At 63.2% G+C, this 22,519-nt stretch carries 24 protein-coding genes; 17 read left to right on the top strand and 7 right to left on the bottom strand.

What is annotated here, in order from left to right:
- The first annotated feature begins 2 nt into the window (after positions 1 to 2).
- From AC0Z42_RS25690 to AC0Z42_RS25665, 6 genes are read left to right on the top strand one after another with little or no spacing between them, the layout of a single operon-like run.
- On the top strand, positions 3 to 1,025 hold the full coding sequence (locus tag AC0Z42_RS25690; protein WP_485470906.1) for an ABC transporter substrate-binding protein: 1,023 nt from the start codon (positions 3 to 5) through the stop codon (positions 1,023 to 1,025).
- Entirely contained in the window at positions 1,001 to 1,864 is an 864-nt protein-coding gene (locus AC0Z42_RS25685; protein ID WP_485470905.1) for an ABC transporter permease, read from the top strand. The genes AC0Z42_RS25690 and AC0Z42_RS25685 overlap by 25 nt, the downstream gene beginning before the upstream one ends.
- Entirely contained in the window at positions 1,861 to 2,640 is a 780-nt protein-coding gene (locus tag AC0Z42_RS25680; protein WP_485470904.1) for an ABC transporter permease, read from the top strand. Before AC0Z42_RS25685 ends, AC0Z42_RS25680 begins: the two co-directional genes overlap by 4 nt.
- Positions 2,641 to 2,650: 10 nt before the next feature.
- Entirely contained in the window at positions 2,651 to 3,682 is a 1,032-nt protein-coding gene (locus tag AC0Z42_RS25675; RefSeq protein ID WP_485470903.1) for an ABC transporter ATP-binding protein, read from the top strand.
- 11 nt (positions 3,683 to 3,693) lie between these two features.
- On the top strand, positions 3,694 to 4,626 hold the full coding sequence (locus AC0Z42_RS25670) for a nucleoside hydrolase (protein WP_485470902.1): 933 nt from the start codon (positions 3,694 to 3,696) through the stop codon (positions 4,624 to 4,626).
- A gap of 24 nt (positions 4,627 to 4,650) precedes the next feature.
- Positions 4,651 to 5,712: an adenosine deaminase family protein gene (locus tag AC0Z42_RS25665; RefSeq protein ID WP_485470901.1), complete on the top strand. Its 1,062-nt coding sequence runs from the start codon at positions 4,651 to 4,653 to the stop codon at positions 5,710 to 5,712.
- Here the strand turns inward: AC0Z42_RS25665 and AC0Z42_RS25660 are convergent.
- Positions 5,709 to 7,100, bottom strand: a complete 1,392-nt coding sequence (locus AC0Z42_RS25660; protein ID WP_485470900.1) for a short-chain fatty acyl-CoA regulator family protein — start codon at positions 7,098 to 7,100, stop codon at positions 5,709 to 5,711. The genes AC0Z42_RS25665 and AC0Z42_RS25660 overlap by 4 nt on opposite strands.
- 143 nt (positions 7,101 to 7,243) lie before the next feature.
- Here AC0Z42_RS25660 and AC0Z42_RS25655 point away from each other — a divergent pair, with 143 nt between their 5' ends.
- The 5 genes from AC0Z42_RS25655 to mmsB are packed head-to-tail and all read left to right on the top strand — an operon-like array spanning position 7,244 to position 12,736.
- Positions 7,244 to 8,752, top strand: coding sequence for a CoA-acylating methylmalonate-semialdehyde dehydrogenase (locus AC0Z42_RS25655; protein WP_485470899.1), 1,509 nt, complete (start codon positions 7,244 to 7,246; stop codon positions 8,750 to 8,752).
- 9 nt (positions 8,753 to 8,761) lie between these two features.
- Positions 8,762 to 9,922, top strand: a complete 1,161-nt coding sequence (locus AC0Z42_RS25650) for an acyl-CoA dehydrogenase family protein (RefSeq protein WP_485470898.1) — start codon at positions 8,762 to 8,764, stop codon at positions 9,920 to 9,922.
- Positions 9,919 to 10,704, top strand: a complete 786-nt coding sequence (locus tag AC0Z42_RS25645; RefSeq protein WP_485470897.1) for an enoyl-CoA hydratase — start codon at positions 9,919 to 9,921, stop codon at positions 10,702 to 10,704. Before AC0Z42_RS25650 ends, AC0Z42_RS25645 begins: the two co-directional genes overlap by 4 nt.
- Complete coding sequence (locus AC0Z42_RS25640) at positions 10,697 to 11,812, top strand: enoyl-CoA hydratase/isomerase family protein (protein ID WP_485470896.1); 1,116 nt, start codon at positions 10,697 to 10,699, stop codon at positions 11,810 to 11,812. The genes AC0Z42_RS25645 and AC0Z42_RS25640 overlap by 8 nt, the downstream gene beginning before the upstream one ends.
- A gap of 21 nt (positions 11,813 to 11,833) precedes the next feature.
- Entirely contained in the window at positions 11,834 to 12,736 is a 903-nt protein-coding gene (gene mmsB, locus AC0Z42_RS25635) for a 3-hydroxyisobutyrate dehydrogenase (RefSeq protein ID WP_485470895.1), read from the top strand.
- Positions 12,737 to 12,897: 161 nt separating this feature from the next.
- Here mmsB and AC0Z42_RS25630 read toward each other — a convergent pair whose 3' ends face one another.
- Complete coding sequence (locus tag AC0Z42_RS25630) at positions 12,898 to 13,503, bottom strand: hypothetical protein (protein WP_485470894.1); 606 nt, start codon at positions 13,501 to 13,503, stop codon at positions 12,898 to 12,900.
- A 36-nt stretch (positions 13,504 to 13,539) separates the two neighbouring features.
- Complete coding sequence (locus AC0Z42_RS25625) at positions 13,540 to 14,142, bottom strand: hypothetical protein (RefSeq protein WP_485470893.1); 603 nt, start codon at positions 14,140 to 14,142, stop codon at positions 13,540 to 13,542.
- 234 nt (positions 14,143 to 14,376) lie between these two features.
- Here AC0Z42_RS25625 and AC0Z42_RS25620 point away from each other — a divergent pair, with 234 nt between their 5' ends.
- Positions 14,377 to 15,102 carry an HAD family hydrolase gene (locus tag AC0Z42_RS25620; RefSeq protein WP_485470892.1) on the top strand — a complete coding sequence of 242 codons (726 nt, stop codon included), beginning with the start codon at positions 14,377 to 14,379 and terminating at the stop codon, positions 15,100 to 15,102.
- Between the two features lie 80 nt (positions 15,103 to 15,182).
- The gene (gene hrcA, locus AC0Z42_RS25615; protein ID WP_485470891.1) at positions 15,183 to 16,199 is read left to right on the top strand and encodes a heat-inducible transcriptional repressor HrcA; all 1,017 of its coding nucleotides are present in this window, start codon (positions 15,183 to 15,185) and stop codon (positions 16,197 to 16,199) included.
- A gap of 4 nt (positions 16,200 to 16,203) precedes the next feature.
- Here hrcA and fur read toward each other — a convergent pair whose 3' ends face one another.
- The gene (gene fur, locus AC0Z42_RS25610; protein ID WP_485470890.1) at positions 16,204 to 16,635 is read right to left on the bottom strand and encodes a ferric iron uptake transcriptional regulator; all 432 of its coding nucleotides are present in this window, start codon (positions 16,633 to 16,635) and stop codon (positions 16,204 to 16,206) included.
- Between the two features lie 123 nt (positions 16,636 to 16,758).
- Between fur and AC0Z42_RS25605 the strand changes: the two genes are divergently transcribed.
- From AC0Z42_RS25605 to AC0Z42_RS25595, 3 genes are read left to right on the top strand one after another with little or no spacing between them, the layout of a single operon-like run.
- The gene (locus tag AC0Z42_RS25605) at positions 16,759 to 17,454 is read left to right on the top strand and encodes an outer membrane protein assembly factor BamE (protein WP_485470889.1); all 696 of its coding nucleotides are present in this window, start codon (positions 16,759 to 16,761) and stop codon (positions 17,452 to 17,454) included.
- Positions 17,455 to 17,469: 15 nt separating this feature from the next.
- The gene (gene dapB, locus AC0Z42_RS25600; RefSeq protein WP_485470888.1) at positions 17,470 to 18,279 is read left to right on the top strand and encodes a 4-hydroxy-tetrahydrodipicolinate reductase; all 810 of its coding nucleotides are present in this window, start codon (positions 17,470 to 17,472) and stop codon (positions 18,277 to 18,279) included.
- An 8-nt stretch (positions 18,280 to 18,287) separates the two neighbouring features.
- Positions 18,288 to 18,614: a barstar family protein gene (locus AC0Z42_RS25595; protein ID WP_485470887.1), complete on the top strand. Its 327-nt coding sequence runs from the start codon at positions 18,288 to 18,290 to the stop codon at positions 18,612 to 18,614.
- A 32-nt stretch (positions 18,615 to 18,646) separates the two neighbouring features.
- Here AC0Z42_RS25595 and AC0Z42_RS25590 read toward each other — a convergent pair whose 3' ends face one another.
- Both AC0Z42_RS25590 and AC0Z42_RS25585 read right to left on the bottom strand, forming a co-directional pair.
- A complete protein-coding gene (locus AC0Z42_RS25590) occupies positions 18,647 to 19,906 on the bottom strand; it encodes a CaiB/BaiF CoA transferase family protein (RefSeq protein ID WP_485470886.1) in 1,260 nt (419 codons plus the stop codon).
- A complete protein-coding gene (locus AC0Z42_RS25585) occupies positions 19,906 to 21,087 on the bottom strand; it encodes an acyl-CoA dehydrogenase (protein WP_312438166.1) in 1,182 nt (393 codons plus the stop codon). Before AC0Z42_RS25585 ends, AC0Z42_RS25590 begins: the two co-directional genes overlap by 1 nt.
- Before the next feature lie 166 nt (positions 21,088 to 21,253).
- On the opposite strand from AC0Z42_RS25585, the gene AC0Z42_RS25580 reads away from it, so the two are divergent.
- A complete protein-coding gene (locus AC0Z42_RS25580; protein ID WP_485470885.1) occupies positions 21,254 to 22,144 on the top strand; it encodes a LysR substrate-binding domain-containing protein in 891 nt (296 codons plus the stop codon).
- Here the strand turns inward: AC0Z42_RS25580 and AC0Z42_RS25575 are convergent.
- Entirely contained in the window at positions 22,141 to 22,506 is a 366-nt protein-coding gene (locus tag AC0Z42_RS25575; protein ID WP_485470884.1) for a VOC family protein, read from the bottom strand. The two genes, AC0Z42_RS25580 and AC0Z42_RS25575, sit on opposite strands and share 4 nt — an antisense overlap.
- Positions 22,507 to 22,519: the final 13 nt, after the last annotated feature.

Raw genomic sequence — 22,519 nt, 5'->3', positions numbered from 1 at the left:
TCTTGAAAAAGTCCCTCTTGCTGGCCCTCGGCCTCGGTTTGCTGGCGAATGCCGCCCATGCGGAAAAACGCGAGCTGGTCATCTCGGCCTATCCGATAGCCCAGCCCTTGTTCATGAAATATGTGTACGAGCCGTTCAAGGCCAAATGCGGTTGCGACATCAAGGTGGAAACAGGGAACAATGCCGACCGCATCGCCAAGCTGGTGGTCCACCGCAACAACCCGGTGATCGACCTGGTGCTGCTGTCGGACTCCGGCATGCTGGAGGCGGCGCAGAAGGGCGTGATCCAGCCGATGGATTACGCAAAGCTGACGAACTACGGCCAGCTGTACGACGCGGCGAAAAACCCGATCGGCGGCAATTTCGCCGTCGGCTATACGCTGTATTCGGTGGGCCTGGTGTACCGCACCGACAAGATTGCCCCGCTGACGTCCTGGAAGGACCTGTGGCGCCCCGAACTGAAGGGCCGCGTGGCCCTGCCTGACGTCAGCACCACGCAGGGCCCGCTGATGCTGCGCATGGCCGACGCGGCCTGGGGCGGCAAGAGCGACGACTACGCCACCGGTTTTGCGAAAATCGTCGGCCTGAAGGGCAACGTGGTGACGTTCTCGAAAAACAGCGCCCAGCTGGCCGCGCTGTTCGCCCAGGATGAAATCTGGGCCGCGCCGGTGGCGCGCTTTACCTGGTCGCAGATGCTCAAGACGGGCCTGCCGCTGAAATGGAGCATCCCGGCCGAAGGCCAGGCGGCCGGCATGAACGTGATGGGCATTGTCGCCGGCTCGAAAAATGCGGACCTGGCTTACCAGCTGATGGATTTCTGGCTGTCCAAGGAAGTGCAGACCCAGCTGGCCACCAACCTGGTCGACTCGCCGGTCAACAAGGACGTGCGCCTGTCGGTGGCGGCCGCGCAGTTCAATACCTATGGCCAGGACCAGATCAATTCGCTCAAATTCGTCAAGCCGTCGGTCATCCTCAAGCAGCGCTCTGGCTGGATGGAGCAATGGAACAAGGCCATGAGCAAGTGATGTTTGCCGATCCAAAAAAGCGCGCCGGCCTGCTGCTGGTGCTGCCGGCGCTGATCTTCATCGTCGTCTGCTTCCTGCTGCCGGTGCTGGCGCTGCTGGTCGACGCCTTCCGCGTCGGCGACGGCATGCAATGGGGCGTCGACCGTTTCGTTGAATTCTTCTCGCAGGAATTCAACCGCACCATCTTCTGGCGCACCCTGCGCATCGCCGCCATGGTGACCCTGGCCTCGATCATCCTCGGCTACCCGGCCGCGCAAGCCGTGGCGCGCGTGTCGCCGAAGTGGCGCGGGCTGGTGGTCGGCATGATGATCCTGCCGCTGATGGTCTCGCCGATCGCCCGTACCTACGCCTGGATCGTGCTGCTGGGGCGCAACGGCGCCGTCAACGCGGCGCTGGTCAACCTGGGTTTTACCGACGAGCCGCTGCGCCTGCTGTTCAGCGAATTTGCCGTGTTCGTCGGCCTGCTGCAGCTGCTGCTGCCCCTGATGCTGATGTCGCTGGCCGGCGCGCTGGAAAACCTGCCGCGCGACGTGGAACCGGCTGCGGCCACCCTGGGCGCCAATCCCTGGCAGGTGTTCTGCAAGGTCACCCTGCCGCTGACGCAGGAAGGCCTGGTGGTCGGCGGCACCCTGGTGTTTACCGGCTGCGTGACGGCGTACGTGACGCCGGCTCTCTTGGGCGGCACCAAGGTGCTGATGCTGGAAACGCTGCTGTATCAAAAGGTGAGCGTGGAGAGCGATTTCGGCGCCGCCAATGTGATCGCCGTGATCCTGGTCGCCATGACCCTGCTGGTCAACGCCGGCCTTAAACGTATTTCCTCTAGTCGGAGTTCGGTATGAAAGAAAGCTATTTTTCGCGCGTGGTGCTGTGGCTGGTGTTCCTGTTTTTGCTGGGACCGTTCGCCATCGTGCTGCTGGCCGGCTTCTCGGGCGGCGAGACGCTGGCCTTCCCGCCCGAATCGTACTCGCTGCGCTGGATCCTCGAAGTGTGGGCCGCGCCTGAATTTCGCCGCGCCTTCCAGACCAGCCTGGAAATCGGCCTGATCGCCACCGTGATCGCGCTGGCCCTGGGCATTCCGGTCGCGTATGCATTTTCGCGCATGCCGCCACCGGGCATCGGCGTGATCCGCCAGGTGCTCACGTCGCCGTTGATCATTCCCGCCATCCTGGTTGGCCTGGGCCTGCTGCATCACCTGGTACTGACCATCAATGCACCGGTGTATGCGGGTCTGTTGATCGGCCATATCGCGCTGTTGATTCCGTATTCGGTGCGCGTGGTGTACGCCAGCCTGGTCAACCTGCGGGTCGATATCGAGGACGCCGCCATCACCCTGGGCGCCTCGCGCCTGCGCGCGTTTTTCATGATCGTGCTGCCGAATATCCGCAACGCCGTGATCGCCGCCTTCTTCCTCGCCTTTGTCACCTCGTTCAACCAGGTGCCGGTGTCGCTGTTCCTCACCGGTCCCGGCATCAGCACCTTGCCGATCGAGATGCTGGGCCATATGGAAAACAGTTTCGATCCCTCGATCGCTGCCTTGTCGACCCTGCTGGTCCTGTTCACCATGGCCTTCGTGATGGTGACCGAGAAGGTCCTGGGCATTTCAAAATACATGTAAGGCATATACCATGAGTTACCTGGAACTGCACAAGCTGAACCTCGGCTACGCGAAGAACACCACCTCCGTGAAAGACCTGGACCTGCAGGTCGAACAGGGCGAACTGATTTCGCTCTTGGGCCCGAGCGGCTGCGGCAAGACCACCACCATGCGCGCGATCGCCGGCCTGATGCCGCTGCAGTCGGGCCGCATCGTGCTCGACGGGCGCGAGATCGGCAAGCTGGCGCCCAACAAACGCAATATCGGCATGGTGTTCCAGTCGTATGCGCTGTTCCCGCACCTGAACGTCTACGACAATATCGCCTTCGGCCTGCGCCTGCGCAAGGTCGCCCAAGCGCAGCTGAAAACGAAAGTCGAGGCGGTGATCGCCGCCGTGGGCCTGACGGGTTTTGAAACCCGTTTGCCGGCGCAGATGTCGGGCGGCCAGCAGCAGCGCGTGGCGCTGGCGCGCGCCATCGTGGTCGAGCCGGCGCTGCTGCTGCTGGACGAGCCGCTGTCGAACCTGGACGCCAAGCTGCGCGTGCAGATGCGCGCCGAGCTGCGCCGCATCCAGCGCGAGCTGGGCATCACCATGCTGTATGTCACGCATGACCAGGAAGAAGCGCTGGCGCTTTCCGACCGCATCGTCGTCATGAATGGCGGGCGCATCGAGCAACTGGCCGTCCCCGAAGCCGTGTTCAATACGCCATCGACGCGTTTTGTGGCCAACTTCATGGGCTTTGAAAACCTGTTCGACTACCGCGACGGCGCGCTGCACCATGCCGGCGCCAGCCTGCCGTATGCGGCGCCGGTGGCAGCGGGTACCTCCGTGCTGGGCTGGCGTCCGGACCGCGTGCGCGTCTGCGCGGCAGACGATGCGGCGGGCCAGTATCCGGGTACCGTGCTGGCGCGCGGCTTTTTGGGCGACACCGTCGAATACCTGCTGCAAACGCCGCTGGGACCCGTCAAGGGTATCTGCGCGGCCGGCGGCGCCACCTGGCGCGAAGGCACGGCGGTGTCGTTCATGCTGCCACCTGACAGCGCGCTGTGCCTGGCGGCCTGAGAGGAAACGTCATGAAAAAAATCTGGCTCGACACCGACCCCGGTTTCGACGACTGGCTGACCATGCTGCTCTTGGGCAGCAACCCGGAGATCGACTGGCTGGGCGTGAGCATCGTCACCGGCAATGCGCCGGTTGACATCACCTACGATAATGCCTTGCGCATCAAGGCGCATGACGGCCTGCAAGTGCCGATCTACCGCGGCTGCGAACAGCCGCTGGCCGGCGCCATTGAAACGGCGCAGCGCATCCTCGGCGACAGCGGCATGCCGACTACCGGAGATACTTTGCCACCTGGCGCCGCCAGTGATGCGCCCGGCCATGCGGTCGACGCGCTGATCGCCGCCGTGCGTGCCCATCCCGGTGAAATCACCTTGATCGCCATCGCGCCGATGACCAATATCGCCACCGCGCTGGCGCAAGCGCCCGATATCGCCGGCAAGATTGTCGAGATCATCCTGATGGGCGGCTCGACCGACCAGGGCAACCATACGGCGGCGGCCGAATTCAATATCTATGCCGATCCGGAAGCGGCCGACCAGGTGTTCAGGGCCGGCATCCCGCTGCGCATGTTCGGATTGAATTTGTGCCGCCAGCTGCTGGTGACCAACGTGGAAGTGGAACGCCTGCGCGCGCTCGGCACGCCGCGCGCGACCATGCTGGCCGGCTACCTGGAAGCGTATGTACGCATCAGGAGCAGCGATGGTTCCGTGCCGATGCCGATGTACGACCCGGTGGTGGCGCTGTACCTGGAAGCGCCGCAGTTGTTCCAGTTCCTGCCGGCCCATGTCGCCATCGAACTGCGTGGCGAACTGACGCGCGGCATGACGGTGTGCGAGTTCCGCGTGCCGCGCCGCGCCCCCGTCACCACCCAGGTGGCGCACCTGGCCGATGGTCCGGCCGCGATTGAACTCCTGATGCAACGCCTGTCGGCCATCCTGGCCTGACCCCACTTCTACACGAAACGATTTATGTCTTCTACCGCTTTGAGCATCGAACAGTTTGTCCGCGCCATCCCCAAGGTGGAGCTGCATTGCCATCTGTTCGGCACCGTGCGCCAGGCAACTTTCCGCAACCTGGCCGCCAGGACGAATAATGTGGTCACGCCCGAGGAAATCGATGCCTTCTATACGCGCGGCGAGAAACCGGTCGGCGTGCTGCGCGTGCTGCGCGCGCTCGACGCACATTTGATCACCGCTCCTGCCGACCTGTACTGCCTGACGTATGAATACCTGGAAGACGCGCACAGCCACGGCGTGGTGTATGCCGAGTTTTTCTGGAACCCCACCGGCACCGTGCGCGTGTCCGGCATCCGCTATGAAGCGGCGCAGGACGCCATCGTGGCGGCGATCCGCGATGCGCAGCGCGACTTCGGCGTGATCGGCCGCCTGATTCCCAGCATCGACCGCGAAGCCTCGCCCGAAGAAGCGGTGCAGGTGGTCGAATGGATGAAGGAATTCCGTGCGCCGGAAGTGATTGGGATCGGCATCGACTACCGCGAAAACGAGCGCCCGCCCGAGCTGTTTTTGCAAGCCTACCGCGCCGCGCGCGAGGCCGGCTTCAGGTGCACCGCGCATGCGGGCGAATTCGGCATGCCGTGGATGAATGTGGAAACGGCAGTGGAACAGCTGCAGGTGGACCGTATCGACCATGGCTATACCATCGTCGACAACCCGGAACTGGCGCGCCAGTATGCGGCGCGTGGGCTGGTGTTTACGGTGGTGCCGACCAATTCGTATTACCTGCGCACCCTGGGCCCCGAGCGCTGGGCGCTCGACCATCCGATCCGCGCAATGGAAAAGCTGGGCTTGAAACTGCATCCGAATACGGACGATCCGACCCTGCACCATGTGACGCCGACCGGCGCCTGGCTGATGATGCGCGAGTTCGGCTTTGGCCTCGACGACATGCGCGGCTTCATGCTCAACGGCCTCGATGCGGCATGGATCGACGAGTCCACGCGGCAGGCCTGGCGCGCCGATTTCACGGCGCGCTTCGATGCGCTGCGCGCGCGCGTGGTGGAAACAGATTAAGCCGACGGCGCCGGCCGCGGTGCCAGCAAGGATGGAAACGCCCGCTGCGGGCAGGCCTGGCGCTCGCAGACCTTGCAGCCGGTGCCGATCGGCGTGGCGCCCTGCGGGTCGTGCAGGTCGAGGCCTTTCGAATAAATCAGGCGGTGCGCCTGCGAGATATCGCAGCCCAGCGCCACCGCAAAGGTCTTGCCCGGCGCCCGGAAGCCCGGCGCGCCGGTGCTGACCTGGCGCGCGATCCACAGATACGTGCAGCCGTCGGGCATGCTGGCCACCTGCGTCAGGACCTGGCCCGGATGGCTGAAGGCGTCATAGACGATCCACAGCGGACAGGTGCCGCCCACCCTTGAAAAGTGAAAATCGGTGGCCGACTGGCGTTTCGAGACATTGCCGGCGCGGTCGACGCGCACGAAAAAGAACGGCAAGCCGGCCGCCTCGGGCCGTTGCAGGGTGCTCAGGCGGTGGCAGACGGCCTCGAAGCCCACGCCGAACTGCTGCGCCAGGCGTTCGATATCGTAGGCGCGTGACTCGGCTGCCTGCAAAAAACGCTGGTACGGCATCAGCAGGGCGCCGGCAAAATAGTTGGAAAACGCCAGCCGCGCGCTGCTCTGCGCACCAGCGCCAGAGAACTGCGCCGCCAGCACCAGCGCATCGATCAGCGAACTGTGTTCAAGCAGGCTGATTTGCGCCGCCATCTGGAACGCGCGCTGGCCACCGGTCAGCGTATCGGGTAGCCACAGGATTTTTTGCTGGGCGTCGTAGCGGTGCTTGCGCACCATGCCGGCGTCGCCGTCGGACAGCTGCACCCGGATGCCATGCCGTTCCTGCAGGCGCGCTTGCAGCGCGTCGCGCGTGCGCAGTTGCACGTCGAGTTCACCGGCGACCAGTTCGGCCGCCCGGTCCAGCTCATCGATATAGTTCTGGTGCCGGTTCAGGTATTCGCGCACTTCTTCATCGGTCGATGGCGCCAGCGCCAAGGTGCTGTCGCCACGGCTGCCATCGTCCAGACGTGCGGCCAGGGTATCGGCCCGTTCGGCCATCACCCGGTAGCGCCGCTGCAGCAGCAGGATCGAGCGCGCCAGTTCCGGCATGTTCTCCACCAGCATTTTCAGTTCCGCCATCGACGTCGGTGGCGCATCCGGCAATTCCCCAAATACATCGCGCACGTCGGCCACCAGGCTGGCGCTGTCGTGTTCGGAAAAGATTTGCGGATCGACCCCCAGCACGGTGCCGATGCGCAGCAGGATAGGCACCGTCAGCGGGCGCTGGTTGCGCTCCATCTGGTTCAGGTAGCTGGGCGAGATACCCAGCGACTTGGCCAGCGCCGCCTGCGTCATGCGCCTTTCCTCGCGCAGCCGCTGCAGGCGCACGCCCATGAATACCTTGGCCACTTTGTTCTCCTGTGGAGTCTGCAAATTTGCAATCTTCGCAGATTAACAGAACCAGCTTGGCAGATGCTTGCATTTTCACGTCTTGTGGGGCGCTGCCATTATGCGAATAATGCAAAGCACAACCCATAAACCAGGAGACACGCGTGACCAATCAAGTTGCTATTCCGACCGTACCACTGTTGATCAACGGCGAGTGGGTCGAGTCCGCCACCACCGTCTGGCGCGATGTCGTCAATCCGGCCACCCAGGAGGTGCTGGCCAGGGTGCCGTTCGCCACGCCGGACGAAGTCAACGCGGCCATCGCCTCGGCCCAGCGCGCCTTCAAAACCTGGCGCAAGACGCCGATCGGCGCGCGCGCCCGCATCTTTTTGAAACTGCAGCAGCTGATCCGCGAGAACATGGCCGACCTGGCCGCCACCTTGACGATGGAACAGGGCAAGACCCTGCTCGACGCCGAAGGCGATGTATTCCGTGGCCTGGAAGTGGTCGAACATGCAGCCAATATCGGCACCCTGCAGATGGGCGAATACGCGCAGAATGTGGCCGGCGGCGTCGACACCTACAGCGTGATGCAGCCGCTGGGCGTGTGCGCCGGCATTACGCCATTCAACTTCCCGGCCATGATCCCGCTGTGGATGTTCCCGATGGCAATTGCCTGCGGCAATACCTTTGTGCTGAAACCGTCCGAGCAGGACCCGCTGGTGACGGAAAAACTGGTGCGCCTGGCCTTGCAGGCGGGCATACCGGCTGGCGTGCTGAACGTGATCCATGGCGGCGAAGACGTGGTCAATGCACTGTGCGACCATCCCGATATCAAGGCGATCTCGTTTGTCGGTTCGAGCAAGGTCGGCACGCATGTGTACCAGCGCGCCAGCCTGGCCGGCAAGCGCGCGCAGTGCATGATGGGCGCCAAGAACCACGCCGTGGTGCTGCCGGACGCCAACAAGGAACAGACCCTGAACCAGCTGCTGGGCGCCGGCTTTGGCGCGGCCGGCCAGCGCTGCATGGCGGCCTCGGTTGCGGTGCTGGTCGGTGAAGCGCGTGACTGGCTGCCTGAATTGTCTGCCAAGGCGCAGACCCTGACGGTCGGCGCCGGCAAGGACAATCCCGACCTCGGGCCCGTGATTTCGTGCGCGGCAAAAGAGCGCGTGTTCGGCCTGATCGCCAAAGGCGTCGAAGAGGGCGCTACCCTGACCCTGGACGGACGCGATGTGAAGGTCGATGGCTATCCGAACGGTAACTTCGTCGGCCCGACGATTCTGTCGGGCGTGAAACCGGGCATGATTGTGTATGACCAGGAAATCTTTGGCCCGGTCTTGATCGTGGTCGAGGTCGATACGCTCGACGAAGCGATAGCACTGGTCAACGCCAATCCCAACGGCAACGGCACGGCGCTGTTCACCCAGAGCGGTGCGGCGGCGCGCTACTTCCAGGAAGAAATCGAAGTCGGGCAAGTGGGCATCAACGTGCCGATTCCGGTGCCGGTGCCGCTGTTCAGTTTTACCGGTTCGCGCGGCTCGAAACTCGGCGACCTGGGCCCCTTCGGCAAGCAGGTGGTGCTGTTCTACACGCAGACGCAGACGATTACCCAGCGCTGGTTCACCGACTCGGCCTCGGTGGGCAAGGTCAACACCACCATCAGCCTCAAGTAAGGAGTATTCATGGACTTTGAACTGAGCGACGAGCAGCGCGAGTTCCAGGACGCCGCGCGCGCGTTTGCCGCCGGCGAACTGGCGCCGCATGCGGCGCACTGGGATGCGGAAGCGATCTTCCCGGTCGAGACCATCGCGAAAGCCGGCGAGATGGGCTTTTGCGGCCTGTACACGCCGCAGCGCTGGGGCGGTCTGGGCCTGTCGCGCCAGGACGCGGCCATCGTTTTCGAAGAGCTGGCCGGCGGCTGCACCTCGACCACGGCGTATATCACCATCCACAATATGGCCACCTGGATGCTGTCGCGCTGGGGCCAGGAAGCCCTGTGCGACGAGTGGGTGCCGGCCTTGGCAGCGGGCCAGAAACTGGCCAGCTATTGTTTGACGGAGCCGCAGTCGGGATCGGACGCGGCGTCCCTGCGCACCAAAGCTGTCAGGGATGGCGACCATTACGTACTGAACGGCACAAAAGCGTTTATCTCCGGTGCCGGCCAGACGCAGATGCTGATCGTGATGGCGAGAACGGGCGGCGACGGCGCAGGGGGCATTTCCGCGTTTGCCGTGCCAGCCGACCTGCCCGGCATCGTGTATGGCAAGAAGGAAGAAAAAATGGGCTGGAACAGCCAGCCCACGCGCATCATCAGTTTTGATAACGTACGCGTGCCGGCCGCCAATCTGCTCGGCGCCGAAGGCGAAGGCTTTGCGATTGCCATGAAGGGCATCGATGGCGGGCGCATCAATATTGCCGTGTGCTCGGTCGGCACGGCGCAGGCGGCCCTGAGCCGCGCGCAAACGTATATGCAGGAGCGCAAGCAGTTCGGCCGCGAGCTGGCGCAGTTCCAGGCGCTGCAATTCAAGCTGGCCGACATGCTGACCGAACTGGTGGCGGCGCGCCAGATGGTACGCCTGGCCGCCTGGAAGCTGGACCAGCAAAGCCCTGACGCTTCCGCCTATTGCGCCATGGCCAAGCGCTTTGCCACCGATATCGGCTTCAATGTCTGCAATGAAGCGCTGCAATTGCACGGCGGCTACGGCTACATCCGCGAGTATCCGCTCGAGCGCCATGTGCGCGACACGCGGGTACACCAGATCCTGGAAGGGACCAATGAAATCATGCGCCTGATTATCGCGCGAGCGATCCTGAAAGACGGCGCCACGGAGACTTTACGATGAACAAAACCTACAGCAATTTATTGGTGGAACGCCACGACCATACGGTGCAGGTCACCCTCGACAATCCGCCGGCCCATACCTGGACCCTGGCCAGCCTGGGCGCGCTCAAGGAACTGGTGGCCGACCTGAACGCGGACAGCAATGTGTACGCGCTGGTGATCACCGGCGGCGGCGCCAAGTTCTTTTCGGCCGGCGCCGACTTGAAGCTGTTTGCCGATGGCGACAAGGACATGGCCTTCAAAATGGCGGCCGCGTTTGGCGAGGCTTTCGAAGCCTTGTCGGCGTTTCGCGGCGTCAGCATTGCCGCCATCAATGGCTATGCCATGGGCGGCGGGCTCGAATGCGCGCTGGCCTGCGATATCCGCATTGCCGAAGAACATGCGCAAATGGCCTTGCCGGAAGCATCGGTGGGCTTGCTGCCGTGCGCCGGCGGCACGCAGATATTGCCATGGCTGGTCGGTGAGGGCTGGGCCAAGCGCATGATTTTATGCGGCGAGCGGGTCGACGCAAACCGTGCGCTGGCGATCGGCCTGGTCGAGGAAGTCGTGCCGGCCGGCCAGGCGCTGGCCACCGCGCTGGCGCTGGCGGCCAAGGTGGCGCGCCAGAGTCCGGGCAGCGTGGCGGCATCCAAGTCGCTGATCCAGGGCGCGCGCGGCAAACCTTTGGCGCAATCCTTGCCGGACGAACGCACCCTGTTCCTGGGCCTGTTCGAAACCCGGGACCAGAAAGAGGGCGTGCAGGCCTTTTTGGAAAAACGCACGGCGGAGTGGAAGAATGGTTGAAACGATCAAACTTGAAGAGCGCGCCTGCCCCGGCGGCATGAAGCTGGGCGTGATCACGCTCGATGCGCCCAAATCGCTGCATGCCCTGGACCTGGAGATGATACGCGCCATCGATGGCGCCCTGGTTGCCTGGGCGGCGGATGATCAGATTGCCTGCGTGGTGCTGCAGTCGTCGACCGACAAGGCGTTTTGCGCCGGCGGCGACGTGCGCAGCCTGCGTACTGCCGTGGTGGACCAGCCCGGCGTGGTGCCTAACCCGCAGGCGCTGGCCTTTTTTGCCGAGGAGTACCGGCTCGACCATCGCATCCATACCTATGCCAAACCGCTGCTGGTATGGGGGGGCGGCATCGTCATGGGCGGCGGCCTTGGCCTGATGGCGGGCGCCAGCCACCGCGTAGTGACGGAAAGCACGCGCATCGCCATGCCGGAAATTACCATCGGCCTGTTCCCGGACGTGGGCGGCAGCTGGTTCCTGGGCCGCATGCCAGGGCGCAGCGGCCTGTTCCTCGGCTTGACGGGGGCGCCGATGAATGCGGCCGATGCACTGTTTGTCGGCCTGGGCGACTATTTCCTGCAGCAGGAGACACGCGCCATGGTGCTCGACGCGCTGGCGCTGGCGCAATGGCAGCCTGGTCCGCAAGCCAATCACCAGCAACTGGACCGCTTGCTGCGCGCCCTGGCTTCGCCCGCCTCGCTGTTGCCCGCCTCGCCAGTGCGCGACAATTTCGACGCGATTGCCACCCTGACGCAGGCGCCCACCTTGCAAGAGGTGGTGGCGGCGATTGCCGCCTATGACGGTGAATCGAGCTGGCTGCAAAAAGCGGCCCACTCGCTGGCCAAGGGCGCGCCGAGCTCGGCCGCCCTGGTGTGGGCCATGCGCGAGCGCACGCGCCACCTGAGCCTGGCGCAAGTGTTTCAACTGGAACTGATCGTGGCGGTGCAGTGCTGCGCCCATCCCGACTTTGCCGAAGGTGTGCGCGCCTTGCTGATCGACAAGGACAATGCGCCGCAGTGGCGCCCCGGCAGCCTGGCTGCACTGGACGACAGCTATCTGAATCAGTATTTCCAGGCGCCGTGGACACAGCATCCGCTGGCCGACCTGGCATAGAACAAGCATAGAGGAGACACCATGCAACATATCGCATTTATCGGCCTGGGCAACATGGGCGCGCCGATGGCGCGCAACCTGGTCGCGGCCGGCTTTCATGTATCGGTATTCGATCTGGCGCCGGCAGCGGTTGCCTCGCTGGTCGAGGCCGGCGCCACGGCCGCCGCCTCCGCCAGCGCGGCAGTGCAGGCGGCCGACGCCGTGATCACCATGCTGCCGGCCAACAAGCACGTGCAGGAGCTGTACCTGGGCGAAGGCGGCGTGCTCGACTCGGCCAAGGCGGGCGCTCTGCTGATCGACTGCAGCACGATTGCCGCCGAGGTGGCGCGCCAGGTGGCGCAGGCGGCGTCCGCGCGCGGCTTTGCCATGCTCGACGCGCCGGTCTCCGGCGGCACGGCTGGTGCGGCAGCCGGCACCCTGACCTTTATCGTTGGCGGCGAGGCCAGCGCCTTGCTGCGCGCGCGGCCGCTGCTGGAAAAGATGGGCAAGAATATCTTCCATGCGGGCGAGGCGGGCGCAGGCCAGGTGGCAAAGATCTGCAACAACATGCTGCTGGGGATCTTGATGGCAGGCACAGCCGAAGCCCTGAATCTGGGCGTGGCGCACGGGCTCGACCCGGCCGTGCTGTCCGACATCATGGCCAAGAGCTCGGGCCGCAACTGGACCCTGGAAGTGTATAACCCGTGGCCGGGCGTGATGGACAGTGCGCCCGCGTCACGCAACTACAGCGGCGGTTTCGGCACGACGCTGATGCTGAAAGACCTGGGCCTGGCGCAGCAATCGGCGCTGTCGGCCAACGCGGCCACGCCGTTGGGTGGCCTGGTGCGCCAGTTGTACCAGCTGCATGCGGATGCCGGCCACGGCGGCCAGGACTTTTCCAGTATCGTGCAGCTGTTCAATGGCGACCTGGGCAAGCCTGCCTGATTTTGGGCAAAAAAAAGCCCGCTGGTAAAAGCGGGCTAAATCCAATTCTTGGAAGAGTTGGAGGAGACAGATGCAGTATGCTGCATCGCCACATATAACTCCAATTTATCTTTCAAATACCTATTATACGAATTGGTTATATCTTATTGCAGGCCGGTTGATCAAGGCGTGGTGCAGACGATACGGACAGTGTCGACCTTGGCTTCGCCCATGATGCCCACGCCGGTCGACAGGCCGGTCGACGGATTGGTCGCCACGTTGCAAGTCTGTCCGACCGGGTTGGTAATCACGCTGATACCGTAGGCACTGCCATCGGCCACCGCATCGGGCATGACAAAGGTGGCGGTTGCCTTGGCTACCGTCAGCGGCGTGGCCGTGCTGCCATTGCCCAGTACCAGGCCATCGACGGTCTGGCCGGTAATGGTGCCGCCGACCGTATAGGTGTTTTGCTGGCAGCTGACAAAGGCTTCAATGCTGACATACAGGCCCGCCGAACCGGTGCCGCCCGAGACGGTGCAATTCATGTGCGCCGGCGGCGTTTTCACCGTGATGGTGTAGTTGGTGCCGTAGTCGATGCGCTTGGGGAAGGTAAACGTGGTCGCGCCGACGGCGGGCGAAACGGTGTCGCCGCCGTTGGCCAGCACCAGGCCGGCATTGCTGAGGCCGGAAATGGTACCGGACACATCGTACGAGGCCTTGCCGCCGCAGGCCGCCAGGCCCACGGTGAGCAGCAGCGCGGCGAGAGGGCGCAGGCAGGATGACTTCATGTAGTTCTCCAAAAGGGTGTTCACGGATCGCACGGCTTACTTCGGTGCGCAGGCAAGTGCCAACGAGCTGACGGGGCCGGAGCCCATGATGCCCACGATATCGTGGCCGTCGGGGCTGGTCGAGCCCTGGAATCTGCACGTCAAGCCAGCCGGATTGCTTGAAATGGAAAGGTTATAGGTGGAACCGTCGGCAACCGCCGGGAAGGTAAAGCTGGTCGCGCCTTGCAGCGGGCTGATGCTGCCGCTGACGCCATTGACCAGCGTCAGGCCGCCGGCGCTGAGGCCAGTGATCGAGCCACCGAGTGGATACGTGTCGGTAATGCAAGAAACATAGGCAGTCGAGACGGAATAACTGTTGGCCTTGCCGCTGCCATTGGTCATGGTGCAAGTGGCGCCCTTCGGCTGCTGCTTGATCTTGATATCGTAGCGGTCTTCGGATTTGATCAGGTTGACAAACACAAAGCTGCTGGCGCCGGCAGCCACAGGCAGGTCTTCGCCACCATTTTGCAAGATCAGGCCGGTCTTGGCCAGGCCGATGACCGAGCCACTCAGGTACATATTGCCGCCGCTGCCGCCGCAGGCTGCCAACGTGGCAGCGCAAGCCGCCGCCAGCATCGAGCGCAGGTATACATTTTTCATACATTCTCCAAAACGAATTAGGTAGGGTAGCGCAACACGGACGCTGGCGCCGTATTGGAATGGCGCCTATTTTAGTCTATCTGGCAAGCCGATTGACCTTGCCTTGTATCACCCTGTAACAATTTTTGCGGCGCCAGCCCTGATACGCCCTCATATGCTGGTTCCCCTGGCCCGTTGCATCGTGCGATCGGTGCGACAATAGGGCTTGCCCGTTTCTCCATCCTGATTGTCGCCATGACCACTACTTCCGTCAAAACCCTGGTTTCGCCCAAGGCCATCCTGTTCGATCTCGATGATACGCTGTGGCCGATTGCGCCCGTGATCGCCGCCGCCGAAACGCTGCTGCACGACTGGCTGGCCGCGCATGCGCCGAGGGTGGCGCAGCAGTTTTCCATCGAAGCCTTGCGCCGGCACCGGCTGGACATGTTGAACGAACAACCACATTTCCATGGCAACCTGATCGAACTGCGCCGTGCCGGCCTGCTGACGGCCTTCGCCGCCGCTGGCGAGGATACGGCCCTGGTCGATGAAGCCGTCAGGCAATTCCTGGCCGCCCGCAACCGCGTCATCCCCTATGACGATGTGCTGCCTGGCCTGGCCTGGATGCAGCAGCGCCTGCTGGTCGGTTCTATCTCGAACGGCAACGCCGACCTTGAAATTATCGGTCTCGCCCAGCATTTCAGGATATCGATCGCCGCCAGCGAGTTTGGCGTGGCCAAGCCCGACGCCTCGATTTTCCTGGCTGGCTGCGAAGCGCTGGGCGTGGCGCCGCACGAGGCCGTGTATGTGGGCGACGATCTGTATTTCGATGTAACGGGGGCGCAGGATGCGGGCATGCGCGCCGTCTGGATGAACCGGGGCGGCAGCGACGCGCATCTGGCGGCCGGTGTGCAACCGGACGCCATCTGTGCCAACTTTGATGAATTGCTGCTCTGGCTGCAGGCGCAACTGGAAGATTGATCGCCGTTGCGCAGGCGAACGTGCATAATGGCTGCTGTTGCTGCACTCCTGGCTGCCAACACTGTATAACTGAAGACACCATGCAACTCGAACTACGTGCCCAAACCCTGCTGAAAGCCCTGGTCGAGCGTTATATCGCCGACGGCCAGCCGGTCGGTTCGCGCGCCTTGTCGAAAATTTCCGGCCTCGATCTGTCGCCGGCCACCATCCGCAACATCATGGCCGACCTGGAAGAGCAGGGCTATGTGTCGAGCCCGCATACCTCGGCCGGTCGCATCCCCACGCCGCGCGGCTACCGCATCTTTGTCGACACCTTGCTGACGGTGAAACATCTTGACGAGCATATGGTTGACGCGCGCCTGCGCCTGCAGACGCAGCAGCCGCAAAAAACCATCGCCAATGCGGCGCAGATGCTGTCCTCGCTGTCGCAGTTTGCCGGCGTGGTGCTGAGCCCGCGCCGCGAATCGGTATTCCAGCAGATTGAATTTCTGCGCCTGTCCGAAAAACGCATCCTGCTGGTCATCGTCGGCCCGGGCGGCGACGTGCAGAACCGGCTGCTGCTGACCGAGGCGGACTATACGCCGTCGCAGCTGATCCAGTCGGCCAATTACATCAACCAGAATTATGGCGGCCTGTCATTTGACGCCGTACGCGTGCGCCTGCAGGGTGAACTGCGCCAGTTGCGCGACGATATGGGCAGCCTGATGCAGGCGGCGGTCGAGGCCGGCAGCGAAGTGATGAGCGATCACAGCGACGACATGGTGATTTCAGGCGAGCGCAACCTGCTCAGCGTGAGCGATTTGTCATCGAACATGAGTTCGCTGCGCCAGCTCTTCGACATGTTCGAGCAGAAGACGGGACTGATGCAGTTGCTCGACGTGTCGAGCAAGGCAACCGGCGTGCAGATCTTCATCGGCGGCGAATCGAATCTGGTGCCGATGGATGAAATGAGCGTGGTGACGGCGCCATATGAGGTCAACGGCAAGATCGTGGGCACCCTGGGCGTAATCGGGCCGACCCGCATGGCCTACGAGCGGGTCATTCCGATTGTCGATATTACGGCCAAGCTGCTGTCAAACGCCCTCAGCCATCATTGACCAGTCAGGCAGGCCGGTGCGGGCAGGCTGGCTTGATGCAGTTGCCGTAGATGGCCAGCGCGTGCTCGGCGATCTTGAAACCGCGCTCTTCGGCCACGCTTTGCTGGCGTGTTTCGATGGCTTCGTCGAAGAATTCTTCGACCCTGCCGCAATCGAGACACACCAGGTGATCGTGGTGCGAGCCTTCGTTGAGTTCGAAAATGGCCTTGCCCGTTTCAAAGTGGTTGCGGTTAAGCAAGCCAGCTTGTTCGAACTGGGTCAATACACGGTAGACAGTTGCCAGCCCGACGTCCATATTGTCGGCCAGAAGAATTTTATAGACGTCTTCCGCCGTCAGGTGGCGCACCGGGCTACTCTGGAAGATATCGAGTATCTTCAGCCGTGGCAGGGTGGCTTTCAGGCCGCTTGCCTTGAGATCACTAGGATTGTTACTCATGTTTGTTGCTCGTATGTGGGTCAGGTGCTTTATCATATAGCGTTTTGTCGGCGAGTGCCAAAATAAGCATTTTTGGGTGGACCAGTCACTCCTGGCGTTTTGTTCATCAAATTGAGGTCATTTATGCACGTCACACCGGCTGTATTGCCATCCTTGCGTCACCGTATTTCATTCCGAGCACCGGTCGTTGCAGGCCTGGTTTGCGTTGCGCTGATGGCGACCGGCTGTGCCAGCCGTGGCATCCTTGGTGAAAAACCGGCGGCCGCCCAGAAAGAAGGCAAGGAACTCGTGCCCGAGAATGGCGCGCAGACCACCACCATCACGCCACTGCAGAAATTCATGTGGTTTTTCTCGCCGTATCGCCCTGACATTCAGCAAGGCAACTTTGTCTCCGAAGAGATGGTGGCCCAGCTGAAAGAAGGCATGACGCGCGACCAGGTCCGTTTCATTCTGGGCACACCCTTGCTGGCCGACCTGTTCCATGCCGACCGCTGGGACTACCCATTCCGCCTGGCACGCGGTAGCGGCGAGACCACCAGCAGCCGCGTGGTCGTGTACTTTGACAAGGAAGGCAAGGTTGCCCGCTTCGAAGGCGGCAACCTGCCGACCGAAAAAGAGTATATCGACCGCATCGCCGGCCCGTCGCCATTCGCCAAGCTGGCCAAGGCCGGTGCGCCGGCCGCCGTGGTGCCATCGCCAGTGGCGCCGTCGGCCGTGCCGGCTAACCCTGACAATACGCCGGCGATGATTCCGGTGACCAAGCCCGAGATGACACCATCCGCGACGCCAGCTGAACCGGCACCTGCCCCCACCAAATAAGTTGCTGTAAATATTATGACTGAACTGAAAATTGCAATCGCCGGCGCCAGTGGCCGCATGGGCCATATCCTGATCGAAGCGGTCGGCAACGCGCCCGACGCCGTGCTGGCCGGTGCGCTCGACCGCGCGGGCTCGCCATCGATCGGCCAGGATGCGGCCGCCTTCCTGGGCAAACCTGCCGGCGTGCTGACCGAGTCCGATCTGGCCAAGGGCCTGGCCAATGCCGACTACCTGATCGACTTCACCCGTCCCGAAGGCACCTTGCAGCACCTGGCCTATTGCGCCGAGCACGGCATCAAGATGATTATCGGCACCACCGGTTTCGACGAGGCCGGCAAGGCGGCGATTGCCGCCGCCGCCGAAAAGACCGCCATCATGTTTGCGCCGAACATGAGCGTGGGCGTGAACGTGACCATGAAGCTGCTGGAACTGGCCGCGAAAAGCTTGTCCGAAGGCTACGATATCGAGATCATCGAAGCCCACCACCGCCACAAGGTCGACGCGCCTTCCGGTACCGCCCTGCAGATGGGTGAAGTGGTGGCTGGTGCTCTGGGCCGCGACCTGAAGGAATGCGCCGTGTATGGCCGCGAAGGCGTGACCGGCGAACGCGATCCGTCGACCATCGGCTTTGCCACCATCCGTGGCGGCGATATCGTTGGCGACCATACGGTGCTGTTTGCCGGCATCGGCGAGCGCATCGAGATCAGCCACAAATCGAGCAGCCGCGTCACCTACGCCCATGGCGCCCTGCGCGCCGCGCGTTTCCTGGCCGACAAGCCGACCGGCCTGTACGACATGCAGGACGTGTTGTCGCTGAAGAACTGAGGATCGATATGGCCACTGCCATCCTGGATGGAAAAGCAATCACCGACGAAGCGAGCTTTCACGCGCAATGCGTGCAGGCCTTCGGTTTCCCCGCGTTTTACGGCAACAGCATGGACGCCTGGGTCGATTGCCTCAGCTATCTGCGTGACGAAGACGGCATGAGCAAGTTCCGGCTCAAGCCCAATGAAGTGCTGGAAATCGTGCTGCAGGACGCGGAAAGCGTGAAGGCGCAGGCGCCTGATCTGCTCGAAGAAGTGACGTTTTGCGTGGCCGGCATCAACGAGCGCTACGAGGATTATGGCGAGAAGCCGGCGTTGAAGCTGACGCTCAAGTAAAAAACGCCGGACCTTGGGTCCGGCGTTTTGCTTTACACCACCTTGCGTTCGCGCAAACCTGCAATCTCCCCACTCTGCAACCCAAGCCATTGCCCCAGCACCTCATCCGTATGCTGCCCCAGCAACGGCGGCGGCAAGCGGTATTGCACCGGTGAGCTTGATAATCGCACCGGATTGGCCACCAGCGCCACCGTGCCCGCCGTCGGGTGCGCCATCTCCACTTTCAGTCCACGCGCTACCACTTGCGGGTCGGCAAATACCTGGTCGATGCGGTTGACGGGGCCGCAAGGCACGGCAGCCAGTTCGAACGCCGTGATCCACTCGTCGGTGGTGCGCATCACCGTGGCCTGGCGCAGCAGCGGGATCAATACCGCCCGGTGCGCCACGCGCTGCGGATTGGTGGCGAAACGCTCATCCTGCGCCCATTCCGGGTGGCCAGCGATGGCGCAAAAGCGCGCGAACTGGCCGTCGTTGCCGATTGCCAAAATCATGTCGCCATCGGCGGTGGGGAAATCCTGGTAGGGCACGATATTCGGATGCGCGTTGCCCATGCGCTGCGGCACCTTGCCGCCACACAGGTAGTTGGCCGCCTGGTTGCCCAGCGCCGCCACCTGTACATCGAGCAAGGCCAGGTCGATATGCTGGCCCAGGCCGGAACGAGTCCGTTCCGCAAGCGCCGCCTGCACCGCGATGGTCGCGTACAGCCCTGTCATGATGTCGGTTTGCGCCACGCCAACTTTTTGCGGGCCGGCGCCCGGTTCGCCATCGGGCACGCCGGTAATGCTCATCAGCCCGCCCATGCCCTGGATCAGAAAATCATAGCCGGCGCGCGCCGCATACGGGCCATCCTGGCCAAAACCGGTAATCGAGCAGTAGACCAGGCGCGGGTTCAGCGCCAGCAGGCTGGCCGCATCGAGACCGTATTGCTTCAGGCCACCGAGCTTGAAGTTTTCCAGCAGCACATCGGCTTCCAGCGCCAGCTTGCGCACCAGCGCTTGCCCTTCCGGCGCGGCCAGGTCGATGCATAGCGAACGCTTGTTGCGGTTGGCGCACTGGAAATAGGCGGCTTCAAGAGTGTCGCGCCCATCTTCATCTTTCAGATAGGGCGGACCCCATGAGCGCGTATCGTCGCCGCGCCCCGGCTGCTCGACCTTGACCACGTCGGCGCCCAGGTCGGCCAGCAGTTGCCCGGCCCACGGCCCGGCCAGCACGCGCGACAGGTCCAGCACGCGCAGTCCCGTCAATGGCGCCGGCCGCAGAGTGGCAGCGAAGGTGGAGGCCAAGGCGTCCATCAGTTGCTGAAGGCGGCGATGCCGGTGATCGCGCGGCCGATGATCAGGGCGTGCACATCGTGCGTGCCTTCGTAGGTATTGACCACTTCCAGGTTGACCAGGTGGCGGATCACGCCGAACTCGTCGGAAATGCCATTGCCGCCCATCATGTCGCGCGCCATGCGGGCGATATCCAATGCCTTGCCGCAGCTGTTGCGTTTCATGATCGAGGTGATTTCCACCGCAGCCGAGCCTTCGTCCTTCATGCGGCCCAGGCGCAAGCAGCCCTGCAGGCCCATGGTGATTTCGGTCAGCATGTCGGCCAGTTTCTTCTGTACCAGCTGGTTGGCGGCCAGCGGACGGCCGAACTGCTGGCGGTCCATGGTGTACTGGCGTGCTTTCAGGTAGCAGTCTTCGGCCGCGCCCAGCGCGCCCCAGGCGATGCCGTAGCGTGCGCTGTTGAGGCAGGTGAACGGGCCTTTCAGGCCGCGTACATCGGGAAACGCGTTTTCTTCCGGGCAGAATACTTCGTCCATGACGATTTCGCCGGTGATGCTGGTGCGCAAGCCGACCTTGCCGTGGATCTCGGGCGCCGACAGGCCTTTCCAGCCTTTTTCCAGCACGAAGCCGCGGATCGCGCCTTCGTCGTCCTTGGCCCATACCACGAACACGTCGGCGATCGGGCTGTTGGTGATCCACATCTTGGCACCCGACAGGCTGTAGCCGCCCGGCACCTTGCGCGCGCGCGTGACCATGCTGCCCGGATCGGAACCGTGGTTCGGTTCGGTCAGGCCAAAGCAGCCGATGAATTCGCCGGTGGCCAGCTTGGGCAGGTATTTCTGCTTGGTTTCTTCATTGCCAAACGCGTTGATCGGCACCATCACCAGGGACGATTGCACGCTCATCATCGAGCGATAGCCCGAATCGATGCGCTCGACTTCGCGCGCGGCCAGGCCGTAGCACACGTAGTTCAGGCCGGCGCCGCCGTATTCCTCTGGAATGGTCGAGCCCAGCAGGCCCAGTTCGCCCATTTCGCGGAAGATGGCGGCGTCGGTGCGGCCATGGCGGAACGATTCAAGCACGCGCGGCGCCAGGCTGCCCTGGCAATAGTCGCGCGCCGCTTCCAGCACGGCGCGCTCGTCGCTTGTCAGTTGTTCGTCCAGCAGCAGGGGAGAATTCCAGTCGAATACAGTTTTGCTCATCACGGGCCTCGCAAGGTGAGCGCCAGGCGAGTAACAGCCGGCGCAAGATTGAATGGGACTCATGGTAGGTTGTCACCGCGCCTCAGGCAAACGATTTTTATGCACCCAGATATGCGCATAACGCATATCTTGCGGCATACTGCTGTTTTTATTGCCGAGATCGCTCATGTCCCGCAAGATTCCCATGCTGCAAGCGCTCAATTGTTTTGAGGCGGCTGCCCGCCATCAGAGCTATACCCATGCGGCGCGCGAACTGTCGCTGACGCAAAGCGCGGTGTCGCGCCAGATTGCATCACTGGAAAGTTTTTTAGGCGTGCAACTGTTCCAGCGCACCCGCCATGGCGTGGTGCTCACAAGCGCCGGCGCCTCGTACGCGCGCCAGATCGCCGCCCGCCTCGATGGCCTCGAACGCGATACCCTGGACACCATGGCGCGCCAGGGGGGCGGCGCCTTGCAGCTGGCCTCGGTGCCAACCTTTGCCACGCGATGGCTGATGCCGCGCCTGGCCGGCCTTGCCGCGCAGCAGCCCGAGATCGTGGTGCATATCGATGCGTATACAAAACCGTTCATGTTTGCCGATACGGAATACGATGGCGCCCTGTATGCAGGCACGCCCGAGCAGCTGGCGCGCTGGCCCGGCACGCACGCCACCTTGCTGATGCACGAGGAGATCGTGCCGGTGGCCAGCCCACGCCTCTTGAGCGCGCGCAGCCAATGGCAGCCGCAGCATCTGCTGGAACTGACGTTGTTGCAGCAAAGCACGCGGCCCGGCGCCTGGCGCCAGTGGTGCGACGCCATGCAGGTCGAGGGAGAAGCCCGCTATGGCGCGCGCTATGAACTGTTTTCCATGCTGGCGATGGCGGCGGTGCAGGGCCAGGGCGTGGTGCTGTTGCCGCGCATGCTGGTCGAAGCGGAGCTGGCGCGCGGCGAATTGCAGATCGTTTGCGAGCGCCCACTGCGCGGTCAGCGCGCGTATTATCTGATCACGCCCGAAGCGGCGCATGAAAAAACTGCAATGCAGCAATTCCGTGCCTGGCTGCAGGCCGAGGCGGCCTAAACGACCTTGGCGGTGTCGAAATGCGGGTTGTCGATCAGCCCGATCTGGTTGCCGAACGGGTCCAGCAATTCCACCGTGCGGATACCTTCGCCGACGTCCGTCAAGGGGTGGTGCAAGGTGGCGCCCAAGCCGACCAGGCGTTCGACTTCCTGGGCTATGCCGTCCACGCCCCAGTAAGTGACGCTGCCCTGGGCGCCCGGCTGGCCGTCCGGCAGCAGGCCCAGTTCGAAGCCGCCGATATTGAAGCCGACATAAAACGGCTGGTCGAAATACGGCGTGGTGTTGAACGCCTGGCTGTACCAGGCCTTGGCCTTCTCCAGGTCGGGGACGGGATAGGTAACGGTGCGCAAGCCCTTGATCATGTTTTATCTCCTG

This window comes from Janthinobacterium sp. 1L-D-8-B-C4, from assembly GCF_057291295.1.
This window is presented reverse-complemented; position numbering and strand designations above follow the sequence as displayed.